Annotated in this window: 15 protein-coding genes and 1 pseudogene; 6 read left to right on the top strand and 10 right to left on the bottom strand. The window is 36.2% G+C overall.

What is annotated here, in order from left to right:
- Nucleotides 1–21: 21 nt before the first annotated feature.
- From FET73_RS05265 to FET73_RS05255, 3 genes and pseudogenes are all read right to left on the bottom strand, one after another.
- Nucleotides 22–200 (bottom strand): annotated as a pseudogene (locus FET73_RS05265) (transposase); the annotation flags it as partial.
- Between the two features lie 165 nt (nt 201–365).
- The gene (locus tag FET73_RS05260; protein ID WP_154222854.1) at nt 366–1,271 is read right to left on the bottom strand and encodes a sulfotransferase family protein; all 906 of its coding nucleotides are present in this window, start codon (nt 1,269–1,271) and stop codon (nt 366–368) included.
- Nucleotides 1,261–2,811: an LTA synthase family protein gene (locus FET73_RS05255; protein ID WP_218944264.1), complete on the bottom strand. Its 1,551-nt coding sequence runs from the start codon at nt 2,809–2,811 to the stop codon at nt 1,261–1,263. The genes FET73_RS05260 and FET73_RS05255 overlap by 11 nt, the downstream gene beginning before the upstream one ends.
- 306 nt (nt 2,812–3,117) lie before the next feature.
- Between FET73_RS05255 and FET73_RS05250 the strand changes: the two genes are divergently transcribed.
- A complete protein-coding gene (locus tag FET73_RS05250; protein ID WP_154222852.1) occupies nt 3,118–4,149 on the top strand; it encodes an acyltransferase family protein in 1,032 nt (343 codons plus the stop codon).
- Between the two features lie 41 nt (nt 4,150–4,190).
- Here the strand turns inward: FET73_RS05250 and FET73_RS05245 are convergent, their stop codons facing one another.
- Both FET73_RS05245 and FET73_RS05240 read right to left on the bottom strand, forming a co-directional pair.
- Nucleotides 4,191–4,931 carry a hypothetical protein gene (locus FET73_RS05245; RefSeq protein ID WP_154222851.1) on the bottom strand — a complete coding sequence of 247 codons (741 nt, stop codon included), beginning with the start codon at nt 4,929–4,931 and terminating at the stop codon, nt 4,191–4,193.
- 65 nt (nt 4,932–4,996) lie between these two features.
- Nucleotides 4,997–5,788, bottom strand: coding sequence for a sulfotransferase (locus FET73_RS05240; RefSeq protein WP_154222850.1), 792 nt, complete (start codon nt 5,786–5,788; stop codon nt 4,997–4,999).
- A 477-nt stretch (nt 5,789–6,265) separates the two neighbouring features.
- Here FET73_RS05240 and FET73_RS05235 point away from each other — a divergent pair, with 477 nt between their 5' ends.
- Nucleotides 6,266–6,952 (top strand): class I SAM-dependent methyltransferase, encoded by a 687-nt coding sequence (locus FET73_RS05235; RefSeq protein WP_154222849.1) that lies wholly within the window; start codon nt 6,266–6,268, stop codon nt 6,950–6,952.
- 215 nt (nt 6,953–7,167) lie between these two features.
- Here FET73_RS05235 and FET73_RS05230 read toward each other — a convergent pair whose 3' ends face one another.
- From FET73_RS05230 to FET73_RS05215, 4 genes are all read right to left on the bottom strand, one after another.
- Entirely contained in the window at nt 7,168–7,917 is a 750-nt protein-coding gene (locus FET73_RS05230) for a sulfotransferase domain-containing protein (protein ID WP_154222848.1), read from the bottom strand.
- An 87-nt stretch (nt 7,918–8,004) separates the two neighbouring features.
- Complete coding sequence (locus FET73_RS05225) at nt 8,005–9,942, bottom strand: acyltransferase family protein (RefSeq protein WP_154222847.1); 1,938 nt, start codon at nt 9,940–9,942, stop codon at nt 8,005–8,007.
- Between the two features lie 173 nt (nt 9,943–10,115).
- Entirely contained in the window at nt 10,116–10,817 is a 702-nt protein-coding gene (locus FET73_RS05220; RefSeq protein ID WP_154222846.1) for a hypothetical protein, read from the bottom strand.
- Nucleotides 10,801–11,637, bottom strand: coding sequence for a hypothetical protein (locus tag FET73_RS05215; RefSeq protein WP_179952115.1), 837 nt, complete (start codon nt 11,635–11,637; stop codon nt 10,801–10,803). Before FET73_RS05215 ends, FET73_RS05220 begins: the two co-directional genes overlap by 17 nt.
- Before the next feature lie 78 nt (nt 11,638–11,715).
- Here FET73_RS05215 and FET73_RS05210 point away from each other — a divergent pair, with 78 nt between their 5' ends.
- A complete protein-coding gene (locus FET73_RS05210) occupies nt 11,716–12,651 on the top strand; it encodes a hypothetical protein (RefSeq protein WP_154222844.1) in 936 nt (311 codons plus the stop codon).
- Between the two features lie 40 nt (nt 12,652–12,691).
- On the opposite strand, the gene FET73_RS15480 is transcribed toward FET73_RS05210, so the two are convergent.
- Nucleotides 12,692–14,317 carry a tail fiber domain-containing protein gene (locus FET73_RS15480; protein ID WP_154222843.1) on the bottom strand — a complete coding sequence of 542 codons (1,626 nt, stop codon included), beginning with the start codon at nt 14,315–14,317 and terminating at the stop codon, nt 12,692–12,694.
- A gap of 166 nt (nt 14,318–14,483) precedes the next feature.
- Between FET73_RS15480 and polA the strand changes: the two genes are divergently transcribed.
- The 3 genes from polA (at nt 14,484) to FET73_RS05190 (ending at nt 19,519) form a co-directional block, all read left to right on the top strand.
- Entirely contained in the window at nt 14,484–17,171 is a 2,688-nt protein-coding gene (gene polA / locus FET73_RS05200) for a DNA polymerase I (RefSeq protein WP_154222842.1), read from the top strand.
- 834 nt (nt 17,172–18,005) lie between these two features.
- Complete coding sequence (locus tag FET73_RS05195; protein ID WP_154222841.1) at nt 18,006–18,593, top strand: M23 family metallopeptidase; 588 nt, start codon at nt 18,006–18,008, stop codon at nt 18,591–18,593.
- A gap of 485 nt (nt 18,594–19,078) precedes the next feature.
- Nucleotides 19,079–19,519, top strand: a complete 441-nt coding sequence (locus FET73_RS05190) for a T6SS immunity protein Tdi1 domain-containing protein (protein ID WP_154222840.1) — start codon at nt 19,079–19,081, stop codon at nt 19,517–19,519.
- The last annotated feature ends 59 nt before the right edge of the window (nt 19,520–19,578 follow it).

Below are 19,578 nucleotides of genomic sequence, written 5' to 3'. Positions count from 1 at the left end.
AATATAATCGCTAAAGCGATCTTAAAATTCTATCACGAACCGATTCAAAGCTGATTTCCAGTTGCGAATCGGCATGGTCCATTTTTTAGATGAATCGGTTATGGCTAAGTAAATAATCTTTTTGGCTGCGTCATCAGTTGGGAATAATTTCCGTTTTTTGAGTGCTTTCTGATGACAGAATTCAGCGATTCTATCTCATTGGCTAAATTTAACAAGCTGACTTTATCCCATGGGAGACTTCGAACTGTTTAATGATTTTTTCGTTAGTATGAATCATGAGAGTTACCTATTTATGTTTTGATTAATGTCGTAGTTACATCAAAATGGGTAACTCTCTTTTTTGCAACCTTTAAAATAGCAAAGTGTCAGATTAAGTCGGAACTTTTACACATAAATTCAGATTTAATTTGACTCCATAATGGGCCGCAAATTTGATCAATTTCAGAGATGTTTTGATTGTTGAATGGCGGTGACTCAATTGGTTGTTCAGTCAGTTCTAATGTAAATCCAGAATGGTTAAATTCCTTGTTCTTGGACAGCAGCCTACTGCCTGTTTTAAATTCATTGTCTTGGTGGTTAATTTTGATGCCATTCAAATCAAATTCAAGATTATATTTATCAAGGATATTATTTAAAGTGAGCTCCGGTTCAGAGCAGAGATGTTTGTAGTCTATCAAAGCTGATATGTGTGATTTGTTCTTTAAAATTTCTAAATTAATGGCTTTCCATTGTAATGATAGCTGTTTGATCAAATCTGATTTGTTGATGAGTGATTTCCAGTGCTTTGGTTTTACCCCCCACCAATTGTTCTCTGGAGGAAAGCCAGAGTTTTCATGAAGTGAAAATTTTTTTTGTAGAGAGTAAATGTTTGAAACAGGGTTCCTAATAATGCCAATTATATTGCAATTTGGGAATATGGCTTTGAGCCAGTCAATTCTTACGGAGTTATAAGGGTTTTTGTTTATTAACAGCTTATAGTGATCAGTGATTTCATTAATTTTTTTTATCAGTATTTCTTTGTGTTGAGGCAGATAATCTAAAGAAGTCAAATGGTGTCCATATAAGCCTTTTGATTTTTGAAAGAGCTCTCCACAAGGTGGCAATTCTGGGTTGAATGGGGGGAAATCTCCCCAAAAGAATCTACCTTCAGGTTTAAATGGATCAATGGTTCCATCTACACTAGAAATCAACCGATTTAATAATGTAGTGCCAGATTTTTGTAAGCCAACTATGAATAAAATGGGGGCTTCATTAATGTAATTATCTTTCATTTGATATAGCCTGTGATTTTGATTGGCATGATTTATTCAATAAATAATTTTGATGGTTTTCCCCATATACAACATCATACTGTAATAATTCATAATCAGCTTTTAGGGTGTCAAATTCAATAGAATTGTTGCCTTTTTTACTTAATTTAATATATGAGCCAAATACCTCATAAAATTGATGGAAATAAGCATTGAATTTAAGCAAACCACAAGATTTAATTTGCAACTGGTTTAACAACAATGATGAAACGAAGTTAAAGCTGATGGGTACACTGGATAACTGTTTAGTAGTTGTGAAATTATCCCAATAATAGTAGGGGAGTGAGTGCTTTTTAATCACTCGCTTTATGTTGTTGTTTACTAATTGAGTCTTTATGTTTTTATTATAAACTTTCAAGTGTGGTTGGTGGTCACCAATAACCAGTAGAGCTGTTTGTTTATCTGAAAGTTTAAAGTGTTGAATTAATTTTTCAATCCCTTTATCCATGTGGTTGATTGCATTCAAGTAGCCTTTCATTTTTCTTTTTTCATTTTTGGAGATTCCTTTAGGGTAGAGGAAGTCTAGCTGAGAATCATACTCTTTCCCATTCCAGGGGGCGTGAGAAGACATGGTAAACGTGAATACAAAAGCGGGTGCATTTTCTTCTACTGTGGCAATAATTTTGTCAGCAATTGCAATGCTGGATGTATATTTGCCTGTTGGGTCCTGTTGGTGACCCTTGTCTACAAACGAATACGTATGCTCAAAACCTAACTCATCATAAATTTTCTTAAAACCAAACTCTCCAATTCTTTCATCTCTGAATGCAAATGTATTATATTTGTTGTTTCTGAGTGTTTGTGCAATTGAAGGAACAGGCTGTTTAATTGACTCCCTATAAACCAAAGATTCAGGGTTAGTATATCGAAGAGACATTCCTGTTAAAAGTTCAAATTCGGCATTGATTGATTTACCTCCGTAAACAGGCGAATAGGCGGTTGATTGACGCCCTTCATTGGTCAATTTATGAAGCGTCTGCATGTTCGATTGATTAGTTTTCCAGCCAAAATATTTAGGATCGGTAAGCGACTCAACCATCAATATAATTAAATTAGGTGATATTTTGGGAGTGTGGGATTTGACATTTAATTGGTATTTATTAATGATGTTTTGAATTGCAAGTTTAGAATAGCCTTTGGGTTTTGGGTAGTTTTCACTAAAAAATAGAATTTGAAAAAAAGATGTAGCGATACCTTTGGTAAGGTAATGAGCTGGTAGGTATGAATTCTTTTTATAAAAGATTCCATTTTTCCTTAAGTTTTGATTGATGTTGGACTTAAAGGTTAAAAATAAGGAAGTGACTAGTAATAAAAACGCCAATAAATAGTATTTGTTTTGAGTAATAATCAGTGGTTTGTCATATTTATATACAAATGCAGAAACAAGAAAGATAAAAGATACAGCAGCCAGAAGAATGGGAATAAAACTTGCCATCAAATGTTCTGATTGTAAAAGCTCCCTAATTTGTATGATATCAATGGGAAGAACAGGTGTATCCAAATAATAAATCTTGAGGGCACAAATTGAAACAAAGAAACAATAAGTCAATATGGTAAAAAGCATACTGAATAAAACCCTAGAAGAAATAAAAAGGGTCAGAAAGTAAAACAATGATAATATTATAGTTTCTGTTATTAATGAATAATCATATAAAAACAGTCTAGTTTTTGTGACACCAGAAAAAAAATATACAATCAATTCTTTGTGTATCAAACTTGCTAGAAATAAAAATAAAAACAATGGACAAAAACAAGTAATCAAAAGTTTTTGTAAATATTTAATTGAATCCATAAAGTATCAGTGAAAATGAATTTAAGAATAAAAGACTCTAATGTTATAAAGGGATGGGCAATAATATGTATTGTTATTCACAACCTTGTGCATAATATCAGGCCATTGCCGTCTCAAAATGAGTTTCATTTTAAAAGGTTTAAATCAGAAGGTTTATATCATATTATATTGAATGATACTGGAGACTCATTGAGAGCTATCATATCATTTTATGGTCATTATGGTGTTAAGTTGTTTATTTTTCTTAGCGCATATGGCTTAGCAAAAAAATATCTTAAACGGGATATAAATTACCCTCAATTTATAATTCACCATGCAGGTAAACTTTACAAAGCATTTTTGTTAGTGGTACTTTTTTGGTTTGCTTTTGAATATTTAGTCAATAATCAAACGGTTGCAAAAATATGGGATAAAAATTGGTATGCGCTTACACTAAAGCTGTTGGCGATTAATATTCCTGGTTATGGACTGTCACCAGTGGGACCATGGTGGTTTTTTGCGGCAATTATTCAGTTGTATTTAATTTTCCCCTTTTTGTATAAGTTGAGTAAGAAATACGGTAATAGTGTTCTATTAATAATTTCAGTTCTGGCTTACAGTTATATAATTTTATCTGGCAAGAAAATTATATTATATAACGCAATAGGTCATTTGCCTGAATTTTGCTTAGGGTTGTATCTAGCAAATAAAGAGCATTTTGAAATTAAAAAATTGCATTTTCTTTTCTTTTTTCTTATCTTTCTACTTGGCCATTTTTATAAAATAGCGTGGTATTTTTCAGGCATATCTATTGTTTTTATTTCACTGTATACACATTCATTAATAAGTGGCTTAAGCAAAACATCTGAAACTATTATAGCTAAAGTTGGAAAGCTTTCTCTTTATATGTTTCTTATTAATGGCTTTATTCGAAAGCCATTTATTCCATGGTTAAAGTCATTGGATAGTGATCTATATATATTGGGATTCAGTATTATTTATTTATTTGGAATTATCCTTTTGGCTAAAGTAATATCATGGTGCACAAAAAAACCCTTTCAAAGCTGAAAGGGTTTTAAAAACACTATAAATAATATCAGATATTATTTTTATTGGCCTATAAAGGTTTGTCTACGAGATTCAAATTCATCTACGTATACAGGCTCATCAAGAGGAACCCTGGCTGGAGAGTTCATAAAACCTAAACGAGCTCTTTGTACGCCTGCATGAGTAGACATATCTAAGCCAGTATAGTCAACAGGCATGCTATCAACTAAATTAATTGCTGCTGGATCTGACTCAGAGGTTGCATTAACCCAAAACTTAAAATTACCAGTAGTTAAGTCAACGTCATATTCTATTCTGGTCGCGCCAGTATCAGGAATGTCTACAGTAAAGCGTTTAGTACCGTCATTACCGGCACCATCGATAACAAAATTATCTAGAACGTAACCATTGGCAGCTGTAGCAGCTAATTTAATTTGTACGATACCATTGAATGGACATGCTCCAATTGCAGCAGTACATTGAGCCATATGTAGTTTTACCTTTCTGTTGGCATTAGTTGTTGGCAAGTTAATACCGTTAGGGTCAACATAGAAAGCAGCTCTGTAACGTTGCTCTGCACTTGGACTTGAATCTTGTACAAAATTTCTGTTTCGAGCTGCCTTGGCAGCAACTTCCATGCCGCAATCAGTTCCAGCCATTGCAGAACCAGCACTTACAGTCAAAGCACCAGCATCTGGAGCAGTAACAACAGACCAAGCATTTAAATTTGTGTTATCACATGTGCCACCAGCAAAAGCTTGAAAGCTTCCTAGAATCATTGCGGTTAATAATGTTTTCTTCATTTTATTTTCCTCTTTAAAAGTTTGTATATTATACTAATAACGACAGTAGAATTAATTATCGGTCACTAATAATTAAAAATTTTTATATTTTTCTCAATTGCTGCAAGAATATCCGGTGGCCAATCGTATTTCTTAGCTCTTTTATGTTCAGTTTTATTGACGATTTTTAAAGTTAAATTAATTAATTCTTCATTGATTTCGAGCTCGACAAATTTTAATAAATTAGTGTATTCTAATTTTGGATTTTGCATGAATGAAGTATAATCAAGTTTATAAAAGCTCCCTATCCCAGTCGACTCTATAAATTGAGTTGTTTCTAAGTTTTCAAAATAGCGTTCTACATGTTTGATGTTTATGGGTTCTTGCCAATAATGAGAAAATGCTGCAATGTTGTCATAAGGATTTCTGATAACCTGAATGAACTTTAATTTCCCCCCAAATAACTTATGTAAACGTTCTAGCACTTGGGGGTTTTTCTTTATAATTCTTGTATTGCCACCACCTTTCTTATCACCGATAACTAAGGGATGTGTCGTGTTACCTTGAAAGCCGGTTGTCGTTTTATAACTATAACCTGTATTATTCCATGCATCAGGGTGCTGGTTTTCAAAACTGGTACTCAAGAGTAAAGACAAAGTTTGTTCAGAATTTAAATCATGATCAACCAATAACTTCGCGACATTGATTTCGTTGGTTATTGCAGCACGAGGGTGTGAGTCAAGTAAAGCTCCAATCAAACTATGCCCGCTGTGTGCATGACCGAGAAACACGACGAAACTTTCAACTCCGGATATATGATCAGGCGTAATTTGACGACATATCTCTTCTATTTTGTTTTTGGTTAATGAGGCGGTCATAAAAATCAGTTTAGAGAAGAAACTTTATTATAAGCTATATTGCCGATAAAAAAATTCAAAAAAACTCGGATATTTTTATTTTGGAGTGTGTGAAAAAAGGGTTTATGCTACTTCCAACAAGTCGGAATTTTTACAGATTATAATATGATTAAATGTAAGTTATAGAGAAGTTAACTGCTATAAAACTAATTGCAGTTTTGAGGAACACTCAAAATTTGAACCTATTTTAAAATCGAATAATTGCATCTGGCTTTACTATAAGATTAGCAGGTATGTTATATATCAATGTTTTTCATAGTCTTGCTTTAGTTAAAATAGCTTTAATTGATCAATTCGAATTTAAAAAAAGACCTCGGTATGCTTTTCTAACTACTAAAAATAAGTTTAATTTATATTGATAGGCATAAATTTTTTTAGGCAATCTATTGTGAAAACTCACAATGCTATAAAAAATATAAAAGTTATAAGGAGACTAAAATGAATGAAATTTCGACAACCAGAAGAATTAACAAATATGATTATCAGTTGAGCGAAGAGGAGATTGAACAGAGGGTTCATCGTTTGAAAGTAGGTGGACTTTGGAAGCAAATTGGTCAGTTGCAATTTGAATTTATGCTTAGAAATGGTCTAGAGGCTCATAATAACTTACTAGATATTGGTTGTGGGTGTTTGAGAGGTGGAGTGAAGTTTATTCCTTTTTTAAACGCTTCAAATTACTATGGGATGGATATAAATGCTTCATTATTGGCTGCTGCTGAAATTGAGATAAACCGTGCTAATTTGGTCGATAGAAACCCAAATTTGATGCTGAACAGCGAGTTTGAGTTTCATAAGTTTGAAGTCAAGTTTGATTATATGATTTCAGTGTCTGTTTTTACTCATTTGCCAGTCAATAACATCATAAGGTGTCTACAACGAGTGTCTGAAAATTTAAAACCCAATGGAAAATACTTTTCGACTTTCTTTATCAGTGAAAAATCAATTGAACTTAAACCAATCTGTCATCAACCAGGTAATATTGTCACCCATTATGACCAAGATCCGTTTCATTATTCAGTTGATGAAATCAAAAGAATGGGTTCAAATTGTGGGCTTAAGACAACATTGATTGGAGATTGGGGTCACCCAAGAGGGCAACAAATGGTAAAGTTTGAGAAATATTGATAATTCAGCCTGCCTTATAAAGTTCAATTTCTATAATTTATGTTATATTTTCTATATGGTAGCGTGATATGTAGAAGTTTGGGTTGGATTTAGCTTACATCAATTTCAATAATTTTGCTTGTACAGGATCGGTTTTGAGTAAGTCTCAAACTTTAACTGAAATTTTATTGTTCAGTCAATGAGGTGAGTCTTTTGTGGGTGTTGGTAGAATAAAATTACTGTAGCCACGATTTACAATCCCAGCCGAGCATATATTCAAGTTCCTTAATCTCATTTTTAAATATTTTCTTTAGAATGGCTCTGTCGTTTTCATTCATTTGGTTAGTATATTGAATTGAATTAACTCTAACAAATTCAGTTAGGGTGAATTGCCCGATGTTTAAAAAAGAAGATATTTGATTTAAAACTGCATTTTGGTTATTTAGTAAATCATCATATTTAATGAATAAAGTTTGGTTGGTTGGGAAATATCGCCTAATTCTACGGATTTGTTCTGAGTAGTAACCCCTGTCTATATAGGAGTGGTTTTTGTTTTGAAATGGAAGGTTTGATCGACATCGTTCTTTTTCTTGTCTAAGTGCATCGATAAATGAGAGGTGGTCATTGTTTCTATTTTTTTCCATATTCCAGCTTGAATATGCTCGATCTATTGGGTTTCTTAAACAAACAATAATTTTAATCTTAGGATTGTAAAGGAATATTCTTCGCATTGAACATTCCCAGTACATGTAATTTGGGGTGCACTCGCCCCTCAATAGCGTTGCATCAGACCAGTCAAAATAATCATGATATTCGCTATAATCAATATTTTTTGATTTAAATATTTTTTCATTGTCAAAAAAATGAACCTCTTTTCTTAAAGCCATTTGAATCTCAATGTGATTTCTCAGGTAGTAGTCTAATGCAGATGTTCCGGCTTTTTGAGCTCCTACAATAAGAAAGCTAACTATTTTTTTTTGATTCATAACAGATTGGTTCAATATATGATAAAGAGAATAAGCTATGCTTATAGTTTACATCTAAAGTTACACCGCAAAAAATTTATCGATTTATTATTGGATTGATTTAAGTATATTTTCAAAAGATTTGCTAAGTAACGATGATCCGTATTTCGAAATATGGTCACCATCTCTAAAAATAAGTTTTCCTTCTTTGATTATATGACAGAAAGGAGTTGGGCAAATAATTTTATCTATTGGAAGATAAGTAACGGCATCTTTGTGCTTTTCAACAAGAGTTTTAATCAAGGGGTTTATTCCATAACTAACTTCTGCTGTCATTGAATAGAGTGGTTGGTTTAGCATTATTTTTCGACTATATATTTTCCTAGGGTGAAACCCAAGTTCAGGTGTGTCTGCTAATAAATAGACTTTTTTTCCTTCAGAAACCAGTTTGCTTAACAATCGATCAAAGCCTTTTATAAAAACAACTTCATTGGTATAGGTGTCAGACTCATTAGCAAAAGCATCGTATATTTTGAGTCTTTTATTGCGATACCCATGGCCATGATAAGGTACGGACCAATACCCAGCAAGAAACACTGTTTTAATGGATTTATTTTTGATGATAATATCTAAAGAAATATCGATAAATTTCTGGCATTCTCTATTTTTTCTACTATATACCCCCAGAAGAGGCCTACAACCTGCTCTAGTTAATTGAATTCCCGAAGTGTTTGTTGCAGTTGCTGCTTCTGATAAACCAAATTTAAGAGCCTCGGCGTGCGAGTCGCCCAACAGAACAAAGCTGGGTTGGTTGTTATCGGCGCCAAATGTACAGTATTTGTGTTCTAAAAATTGTTTGTTTAGTAACCTGTGACAGCTTCTGTGGTTTGGCATGTATTGACTTGTCTCTAATGAATCAAGGACTTCGTTGGATAATCTAGAAGGTATGCCTTTAAATTTAATTGCAATAAGTGATATTGCAATTAATGAAAAAATGAGTGAAGAAAGAATTATTAGTTTTGCACGTGTAAGATTTTCACGAAAGGTTTTTTCGATAAAGAAATAACTACTTATAGAAATTGTAACCAAACACAATAGTATTGTATTGACAGAATTATGCTCGGTGTAAATCATCTGGCTAAAAACAATAACAGGCCAGTGCCAAAGATATAATGAGTAAGATATTAAGCCAATGAATACCAAAGGTTTTATGCTTAATGCCTTGTTTATTATTGTATTTGAGTTATGGATGCCGGAATATATAATCATCACGGATCCCAAAACAGGGATTAAGGCATGCACCCCTGGGAATATGGTTTGGTTTGTAAAAGTAAGTGCTGTGAAAAAGATCATTGAGATTCCCGTTAGAGAATATAACTCAGCTAAATATGGTGTGATGGGTTTCTTTTTTTGCGTGTAAAGTGACACCAAAGCCCCAGCTAATAATTCCCAAGCTCTGGTGTGAATCATATAAAAAGAAAGTTCAGGCTGGGATTCAGTTTGGGCAATGCTTAGACATAAAGAAGAGATAAAATATATGACAATAAGCTTTCTGCAGGTTTTAAAGTTAAAATATTTGTTTGAGAGCCACAGTGTAAACGGCAGAAACATATAGAATTGTTCTTCGATTCCTAGTGACCAAGTATGCATCAATGGTAGGGATTTTGCGTTGAGTTCGAAATAACCGCCTGTTTGTGTCCAGAAAAAAATGTTTGGTACCGTGATAAGAGTAGCAATAATTGATTTGGCAAACGAATCAAGCTCTTTAGGTAACAAAACAAAATAAGCGACAAAAAAAGACATAGACATTGTAAAAACCAATATGGGTACTATTCTTTTGAATCTTTTATAATAAAATTGCTTGAAAGAAAAAGTTTTGGAAGTTATTTGTTTAATGATGATTTCGGTAATCAAATAGCCTGATATTACAAAAAAGATGTCAACGCCAACATACCCGCCCGAAAACAATTGAATATCTAAATGATAAAAAATGACAGAAATAACAGCCAGTGCTCTTAAACCATCAATATCCGGTCTATATTTCAATTGTTCTCACCAGCAGAAGACTGTTTTTAATTAAAATTAATGAAAAGTGAAGCATATGAAAAGTTTAAGAAGTTAATGTATATCTAATCGGTTTATTTTATAGATAAAATGTTACTTATGTCAGCTTTTAGAATTAAATGGATGGTGAGATTTCTTGTTGTAGGTAATCGCTATTAAACCATTTCCAGCAATTGCTGATACAAGTTTGTAAGTTCTGAGGGGCAGTTATCGATACTATAACTGGTTTGATTTTTTAAAGATTGGTCATAAAAACTATTACTGGTGTTGACTGTCAAACCAAGTTTTTCGAATGCAGATTCGGTTTGATTTATGTAATCTGATCTTGGAGCGTCAAAATTAACAATAGGAAATGGTCGCTCTTGATAAATCTTGATTAAATTTTGGTTGTATACTTTCCAAAGGTTGTATCCTGATTCCATTGGCACGCTTAAATTTTTTCTCGCTGCCAATGACATAGCTACGGCTTTAGGGTGTCTAATAGATCCAATCAATGAATGATTTGGTAAGCTGTGTTGCCAGAATTTATAGGTCAACAGCATTCTGGGATCTTTGAACCCCCAAGGTTTAGGTAGGTCATTGTATGTTTTTAAGACATTATCTCTTCTTTTTTCAAATGATTCGTCCCACTCCAATTCTTTTTTGTTTGGTTTATTCCATGCACTTTGGTTGTGAAGCAACAGTGCTTCATTCAATCTAAATACTTCGGGATTTTCTTGATTGCCTTTTTGGTTGTATTTGTTGAAATCAGAAACGGAACCTAAATTTAAACCACAAGTTTTTAAGCTACCAGTCAGACAGCTGGTGCCACTTCGGTGCATACCTAATATAATTATTGCATCAATCATTTTTTTCACCAAGTTCAGTGTAAAATAAGTGGTTTTGTTGAATTTTTTTATAAATTAAAGCACTGTTTTTATTGTTTTTAGTCACTTCATGTTTTAAGGGTAAAAATAATTTCCTTGCTAGCTTTTTAGGCATTATTTTTTTAGCAAACCTAAATCGTTTTAGTCTGGCGTTATAATTTTTAACATTATTTCTATCGACTCGTGTGCCGGGAACTCTGAATGCAGCGCCATGGTGATAAATTAAATTATCATATACTCCAAATAATAAGGGGTGTAAACTATGATTATTAGTTCGAGTTAGCTTATACCAATCAACATTGTGGGTTTTCATTCTTTCTATCATTTGTCCACCGACATCAGAAACTTTATTCCCATATTTATCATCCCAAGTTATTTTGCCGGCTTTCCAGTCCCCTTGTATATCATTCCAAAATTTGACAGTACACATACAAAAACAAGGGTGTGGCTGAGTGTCACCATCATTTTCAAGTCGTTGAACTGCTGCAAGCTGGTGGTTTGATAATACATTCTGTTTAAACTGAGAAATTGAATTTATTGGGAATGCATCTCCATCAATAAACATCAACAAATCATTTTCATCTTCTGAGTCAAAAGAAGCTAAATCAGCTAGTAAATTTAATTTGATTGGATGAGATTTGATATTTTCATTTGATGAGTAATCAAATTTATTTTTATGGTTATTGTAATTTGGTACATTGTTCAAAAAAGTGAATACTTTAAATGGTTCATTGATGTGCTTTTTTAAATATTCTAATTGAATGTCAATCCATGCTTCGGATTGCCAATGGATGGTAAGTACGTATATCATGGTTGATTTAAACAAAATTCTTGTATTATAAGTAAAAACCTTATACTTTCCAGAATATCTCAAAAAATTAGTTAAAAAATGAATGAAATTACGGATATGGTAATATGTGTAGAGCAAGGTATTTTAGAGTGTCAGTCGCTTTTGTTGGTGGATTCAATCAATAAAAATCTAAAAGATCACGTTAAACTTCATGCATATTGTCCCAGGAAAAATAACCAGCCAAGTCATCAGACATTAACAGCTTTAGAGGGAAAAGGAGTATACACAAACAATGAAAAGATCAATGAAGATTTCATTTTATACCCTATAGCAAATAAATTATTGGCCTGTTTAGATTTGGAACGCAAGCAAGCAACAAATGGATCAATTTTATTTTCTGATACTGATACAGTGTTTTTAAACAGTTTATCCACAGGAGTTGTGTTGACAGAACCATCACTTTTTTTGCGCCCTGTTGATAACAAAGGACCAGGTACAGAAGGAGTTAATGATCCGAATGATGTGTTTTGGCAAAATGTGTATCGTTTATGTGGGGTTGAATTACCGGAACCTTCTATTTGGACAACTGTTCGCCCCAAATTGATTAGAAATTATTTTAACGCTGGATTTATTTGGGCTCATAAGTTGGAGGGATTTTTTCAGCAATGGTATGATGATTTTATTCAAATTATTGAGTCTGATTTAAGACCTTTTGGTTGGACTTCAAGAGATGGTGATGATTTTAGGTGCCTGGATCAAGTGGCTTTGGCGGTGACAGCAACAAGATACCAAGAGTTTTTGCAGGTTTTGCCAGAAACATATAATTACCCTATCCCTTTCAGACCTATTATGAATAACAGGGAAAACCACCCTAAGTTTAAAGATTTGATCCATGTGCATTATCACAAATGGTTTCAACACCCTGAGTTCTTAGATCATGTTACTTCAGATGAAGATAAGCTATCAGAACAATATCAATGGTTGAAATCACAGTTGCCTTTAATGCCAGAAATAGAAGAAGAATTTAAGTGTTAAAAACAATAGGCGGCTTTTAAGCCGCCTAATTGAGAAAATATTATTTAATATTCTTTAGCCTTTCTTCAATCGCGGTGAGTCTGTCATTTAAAATTTGATTTTCTTCTTTTAAAGAATTGATTTGTTTTTCTTTATCAGCCAGTTGCGTGCCCAATTCTTTGATTGAAGCCAAGGCAACACCCGAAGTATCAATGGTAGCAATTTTGGTTTCAGTATGCCCTAAGTTGAATTGCTCAAAAAAATCTTGAGCCATGGGGCCAAGGTGCTTAACTGAATCATCATCAAATTTATAGTTCCACACAGAAATTGGTAAAGACATAACCTTATTCAAAACTTCAGATGTATTGACCAATTGTATATTTTCTTTTGTATTGACATCTGAATTTTGGGTTAAGGCACCTTGTATTACTACGTTTCCACTAGCATCCATATCAAAGTTTGGTGTTGCACCACCAGCCCCGACTATCATTGCTCCTGTATCAAAAACCTGAAATTCAGATGATGATGTTCCCACTTTTGATACTGAAAATAAGTTGCCTTTATTGACAAATTTCCATGAAATACCAAGTGACTGGCTTTCTAGAGTTATGCCAGCATTCAAGGGGTTGGCAATATGCAACCTATTAGTTGGTGATTCTGTACCTATTCCAACTCTTCCATTTGGAACAACTATACTGCCAGACTCAACATCCAATGAATCATCTGGTGTACTGTCACCTAAACCAATTTTTCCGTCAGCAGCTATAAAAAATGCATCGTTGGGGGCGCCTGGTTTGATTCTAAATGGTAATTTACTCCCATTGGTGACATCACGAATGAAGAAGTTTGCTTCATTACCAGCGACATCCCAAGTTTGTGGACTCCAGCCTTGCGAGCCATTTTGTTCTAAACGCACTGTGGGTGTATTACCATCAACTAAATGGTTTCTGACTACAGGTGTTGAGGTGCCGAAACCGATTCTGCCGCCATCATCTACATACAATGAATGTGACGGTGCGCCCGCTTCAACGGTGAAAGGTGTACTGCCATGGTCTATGTCATCAATAGAAAATTTGTTGGCACCACCATTACTTGAGTCGTTGGCGGTTAGTTGCCAATCATTGCTTGGAAAGCTGGCTGAGTTACTGGTGTCCTGAAATTTGATGCGCAGGTTGTTTTCTTTTAATCGTAAAGTGTCAAAACCAAAAGACTCACCATTGACGCAATCTTGTCCAATACAAGCCGAACCGTCAACAATCAAGTCATCTAGGATTTGTTGATCACGATTTTCATCGTCCTGATCAGTAATGGTTTGACCGTTTTTGATCGTGAAGACGCCACTGCTTAAGTCTGGTTGTGAAGCTGGCTTGGTGATGGTGTTCGCTGAGCCGTCATTTCTAGATGATTTTTCTTTGCTGAGTGACCTGATTTGATATTTGTATTGGCCATCTTGAAGAGATTTCATATCTAAATCAGTGGCCGCCAGTGACAACGTCTCTGCAGAATGAAATGGTAGGGTTTTTAATGAACCATTGGGTAATTTAATTTCAATTTGGTAATGGTTTGCAGGGTTGAGTCCAGAAAACTCAACTTGATTGTTGAAAGCCAAGACTTCAGTTTTTGCTGAAACTGAGCCCATATATGTCGCTGCTAAAGCTACAGCTAAAAATGTTTTGCGGTGATTCACTTGATTTCCCCTCTGTCTTATTTAAAGTTAAATAATGTTACAGAAAAATGCGGACGTTGTCATGTAAAAAATCACACAGGCAACGACTTTTCATTCAATTCAATATCGTCTTAGGAAAATGGCCTTTTGCGTTTACAATGGTGAGATTTGACTGACGCAAATTATCATGACAAACAAAACACTGTATTTGGTTGATGGCTCTTCTTATCTTTACCGTGCTTTTTTTCAACCCAATTTAAAACGTTTGGCCAGCAAAAGTGGTCATCCAACTGGTGTAATGTACGGCGTGACCAACATGTTACAACGCATGATTGATGAATATCACCCTGAACACATGGTGGTGGTGTTTGATGCCAAGGGCAAAACCTTTCGTCATGACATGTATGAGGAGTATAAAGCAACGCGGCCATCGATGCCCGATGAATTGCGCATGCAATTGGAGCCGACCAAAGCATTGGTCAAGGCCATGGGCATTCCAATGCTTGAAATCCCTCATGTCGAAGCTGATGATGTGATTGGTACTTTAGCAAAAAAAGCAGAGGTCTTGGGCATTGAAACTTTGGTTTCAACAGGTGATAAAGACTTGGCGCAATTGGTTTCAGACCATGTAACCTTGGTCAACACCATGACCAATGTGGTGATGGACAAGCAAGGTGTGGTGGATAAATTCGGTGTCACAGCGGATCAAATCATAGATTATTTGGCCTTGGTGGGTGACACATCAGACAACATCCCAGGTGTTCAAAAAGTTGGCCCAAAAACAGCGGTCAAGTGGCTACAAGAATACAAAACCGTTGATAACATCATTGAGCGTGCTGATGAATTCAAGGGGAAAGTGGGCGAATACCTGCGAGAAGGCATTGATCAATTGAAGCTGTCACGTGAGTTGGTGATTATTAAAGAAGATTGCGAAGTCGACTATAAAGTCGGTGATTTTGCCATCACACCCAAAGATGCAGCGGCTTTAAATAAAATTGGCAAAGAATATGACATGAAGCGTTTTGCTGAATTTGAACTCAGTGAAGCTGATGCGCCAGCAGAACCGAAGAAAGTGGTTGAATACACTTGTATTCAAGACATGGATACTTTGAATGCTTGGTTGTCCGAAATCAAGAAAGCAGGCTTGGTGGCCTTCGATTTGGAAACCGATTCGTTGAATCCGATTGGTGCCAATATCATCGGCATGTCCTTTGCGTATGCTCCTGAAAAAGCGGCATATGTGCCAGTGGACCACAACCCGATGTTTACAGAAGGTGCCAAGCAATTGCCTTTACAGGACGTGCTTGATGCCGTGATTCCCGTGTTAAAAGAAGTGACTTTGATTGGGCAGCATTTTAAATACGACATGAATGTGCTGTCGAATTATGGCATCGATGTCGATAACTTGGCCTTCGATACCATGTTGGAATCATATGTACTCAATGCCTCGGCTTCTCGTCATGATATGGATTCATTGGCCAGTTTTTACTTGGACGAAAAAACCACCAAATACGAAGAAATCTGCGGCAAAGGCGCAAAACAAATTCCCTTTGCCGATGTGGCGATTGATGTGGCGACTCACTACGCGGCTGAAGATGCCGACATCACATTAAAACTGCATTTGGCCTTGTGGGAACAGTTAGAAAAAGAGCCGCATACCAAAGTATTCACAGACATCGAAATGCCCTTGGTTCGAGTGTTGGCTTCAATGGAACAAACAGGCGTGTATTTAGATGCCAATGAGCTGAAAAAACAAAGCGTACATTTGGCAGAAAAGATGGCGGTACTTCAGACCAAAGCTTATGAACTGGCAGGAAAAGAATTCAACCTCGGTTCACCGAAACAGCTACAACAAATCCTGTTTGAAGAGCAGGGCTTGCCGGTATTGAAAAAAACACCCGGTGGTCAACCGTCAACAGCCGAAGATGTTTTACAAGACCTGTCTGCTGACTATGAATTGCCATCTACTATCTTATCCTACCGTTCTTTGAGTAAGTTGAAGAACACCTACACCGACAAATTACCACTGGAAATCAACAACAAAACAGGTCGTGTACACACCTCATACCACCAAGCCGTGGCGATAACAGGCCGTTTGTCATCGAACAACCCAAACCTACAAAACATTCCGATTCGAACCGAAGAAGGTCGAAAAGTCAGAACCGCTTTCATCGCACCTGACGGTTGGCAGGTGATGGCAGCAGATTACTCACAAATTGAACTGCGCATCATGGCACATTTGTCTCAAGACGAAAACCTGCTCAAAGCCTTTAAAGAAGGTGTCGATGTCCACAGCCAAACCGCTTCACAAGTGTTCGACACACCATTGGATGAAGTCACCGGTGAACAAAGACGTGCTGCAAAAGCCATCAACTTTGGCCTGATGTACGGCATGAGTGCTTTCGGTTTGAGTAAACAGTTACACATCAGCCGAAAAGAAGCCTCGAATTACCAGAAACAGTACTTTGCTCAATACCCGAAAGTGAAAGGCTTCATTGACTCAGTCAAAGAAAAAGCCGCAGAGCAAGGCTACTTGGACACAGAATTTGGCCGCAGACTTTACTTCCCAGAAATCAACAACCGCAACGCCCGAGTCCGAGCGGGCGCCGAACGCGCCGCCATCAACGCACCAATGCAAGGCACCGCTGCCGATATCATAAAAAAAGCCATGATTGCCGTTTACAACGAAGTCAAAGGCAAAGACGACATCCGCTTGGTGATGCAAGTCCACGATGAACTGGTCTTTGAAATCAAAGACGAATCCGTGAAGTCATGGTGTCAACGCATCAAAGAAACGATGGAAAACGTGGTGGAACTATCCGTGCCGCTGTTGGTGGATTATGGTGTGGGGGATAATTGGGATCAAGCGCACTGAGGGATTGCTACGAGGCCACTTCTTTTTGCTTAGTATAATGATGTGAAAATTTGATGTTTATACTAAGCAAAAAACCGTAACCTCTTCGCAGGCTTTAATGAGTTTTGCTGTTTGACTCGCAGGCTCGCCAGTGCAAAACATGGCACCGGTCATTTGGGTTCTATTCGGCAGCTGTGCGGTTAATGGTTCATCATTACCATCAGGTGGGGCTCCGCAAGCACTTAATTTTGATTGGTATGGTATGTGAAGAATTAAAAGTTCATACCAATCAAAAAACCGTAACCTCTTCGCAGGCTTTAATGCTGAGTCGCTTTGCGACAATTGATAACCTTGTAAAGCCGGTTTTTGGCCGAAGGTCAAAAGAAGGGAAGCAAGGCACTTAATCTTGCTGTCTGATTCACGTTCTACGGCATTCCATTAATGCTTCTTAACCTCCGGTTAAACCGCAATAACTACATTGCCTGATCTTCGCTCACCAAGGCAAAACATAACACCGGTCATTTGGATTCTATCCGGCAGCTGTGCGGTTAGTGGTATTTGAGCAGTTAGGTATGTCGGAGAATGCTACAAAAAAACAGCATGTCATTCTGAGCGAGCACAAGTTTTGTCTTTGCTTAAAAATAGGAAAGGACTTTGGGTTTTGTGAAACTTACTTATTGGATTGAACGCGAGTCGAATGGATCTCTAACAAATACGAGTGATATCACAAGACCCTATGAGATACCTCGGCTCGCCTTTGGCTCTCTCGGCATGACGGTATTGGCGCATTTTAGGGTTAATTCATGTGGCTGCATTCAGGGTTTAAATCTCGATTATTTGTAGTACAATAAATCCATGAAAAGTTACCAGTATATTACCTTGTTGTGCCTTTGCTCCATGACTACCTCGGCTCAAGACATCAAAATTCATGCGCCACATGCAGTGTCCTTCTCATGTACAGAACATTGGGATGGTCAATTTAAGTGGGTGGGTGATGCTTTGGGTACGGATTGTATTATTCAAGATTGGTACAAAGATGAAACCCGCATGTTTATGAGGCCTTTTAAAAATCAGGGTTTTGAGAACGAGGATTGGTTTGGTTTCAATAAAAATGTATTGGCACCCTGTGATTGTGAAATCACTGCTGTTCATGAAAACGAAACCACCAATAAACCTGGGATTATGAACCCAGGAAGGGCCAGTTCAATTACCTTCACAAATGCAGAAGGCGTTAATATCCTGATTGCACATGTGCGTGATATTCAAGTGGTCGTTGGTGATCAAGTGAAGGCGGGACAGGTGGTAGCCAAAGTTGGCAACAACGGTTATTCAAGAAACCCACATGTTCATATTGCGGCTTGGGACAAAAAGGAAAAGCCTTTGCAAATTCAGTTTAATCAGAAAACGATTGGTTTGAATTCGAGAGTAAAGATTACTAAATGAATTAATTAACAACGAACTGCTTCATGCGATCATCTTTTATGGTTATTTGGTTTTCATCAGTGTGTTGTTTTGGGCAAAAGACTCAAATCCAGCTGGAATTCGATTGGCTGTTTCAGCACATGGTTTGTTGGTTTTAATGCTGTTTGGTCTGGCCTATTTGATAAATGTAAATGGCATTGTTTATTCTTGGCTTACAAACTTATTTATTTTGCTTTTTTTATGGCCTTTGGCATCAATAATCGCATGCTTAAATTATTTTAAAGGGAACAAGTGGTTGCATTTGTTTCATATAATGACTTTCATTGCCATGTTGTGGGTTCTATTTATTGGGGTGATGCTGGTTAATAATGATTTTCTGTAGCTGTTTTTCTTGCCCACAATCTCCAGATTGGAAATGCATAGAGATTATTGGCGATTGATTAAAAAACTCCAAACTCTGACTGTAATTGTATTAATAAACCAAAGAATTAAGCGATAATGGCTGAATGGATATTATTAAAGAAATCAAAAATGCTTGGGGTTGGATTGGTATTGAGCCGCAAGAGGTAGTTGTAGAAAATGAATTTGGCAATGTCATCATAAAAGACCCTGAGAATAGGTTTTGGCGTTTATCGCCTGAAGATGTTTCTTGTGAAGTGGTTGCGGAGTCAATTGATGATTACAACACGCTGATTCAAGACGAAGCTTTTGTTGAAGATTGGTTTATGTCTGCGATGGTGGATGAAGCCATCAAAAAACATGGGAAACTCAAGCCAGGCCATAAGTTTTATATGGTGGTGCCGGGTGCCTTGGGTGGTGAGTATGGTGGTTCAAATGTGAAAATGGCACCTTTTGAAGCAATCATTAAGTTTTCAGGCGCCATTGGTAAGCAAATCAAGGAAAAGCCGGACGGTGCTGAAATCAAATACAAGCCCCTTTCGTACTAGGTGTTAGTGGTTAAATGCTAAACTTTTAGTGATTGAGTTCTAAATTAAAGTTATTAAGT

The sequence above is a fragment of the Marinicella rhabdoformis genome, assembly GCF_009671245.1.
GTDB lineage: Bacteria > Pseudomonadota > Gammaproteobacteria > Xanthomonadales > Marinicellaceae > Marinicella > Marinicella rhabdoformis.
The sequence above is the reverse complement of the archived record's forward strand: the minus strand, read 5'-3'. Positions and strand labels throughout refer to the sequence as shown.

Coding starts and splice junctions, on each gene's coding strand:
- FET73_RS05195 (WP_154222841.1), top strand. CDS start 18,006: ATGAAAAGTTACCAGTATATTACCTTGTTGTGCCTTTGCTCCATGACT.
- FET73_RS05240 (WP_154222850.1), bottom strand. CDS start 5,788: ATGACCGCCTCATTAACCAAAAACAAAATAGAAGAGATATGTCGTCAA.
- FET73_RS05210 (WP_154222844.1), top strand. CDS start 11,716: ATGAATGAAATTACGGATATGGTAATATGTGTAGAGCAAGGTATTTTA.
- FET73_RS05245 (WP_154222851.1), bottom strand. CDS start 4,931: ATGAAGAAAACATTATTAACCGCAATGATTCTAGGAAGCTTTCAAGCT.
- FET73_RS05250 (WP_154222852.1), top strand. CDS start 3,118: ATGAATTTAAGAATAAAAGACTCTAATGTTATAAAGGGATGGGCAATA.
- FET73_RS05190 (WP_154222840.1), top strand. CDS start 19,079: ATGGATATTATTAAAGAAATCAAAAATGCTTGGGGTTGGATTGGTATT.
- FET73_RS05230 (WP_154222848.1), bottom strand. CDS start 7,917: ATGAATCAAAAAAAAATAGTTAGCTTTCTTATTGTAGGAGCTCAAAAA.
- FET73_RS05215 (WP_179952115.1), bottom strand. CDS start 11,637: ATGATATACGTACTTACCATCCATTGGCAATCCGAAGCATGGATTGAC.
- polA (WP_154222842.1), top strand. CDS start 14,484: ATGACAAACAAAACACTGTATTTGGTTGATGGCTCTTCTTATCTTTAC.
- FET73_RS05235 (WP_154222849.1), top strand. CDS start 6,266: ATGAATGAAATTTCGACAACCAGAAGAATTAACAAATATGATTATCAG.
- FET73_RS05260 (WP_154222854.1), bottom strand. CDS start 1,271: ATGAAAGATAATTACATTAATGAAGCCCCCATTTTATTCATAGTTGGC.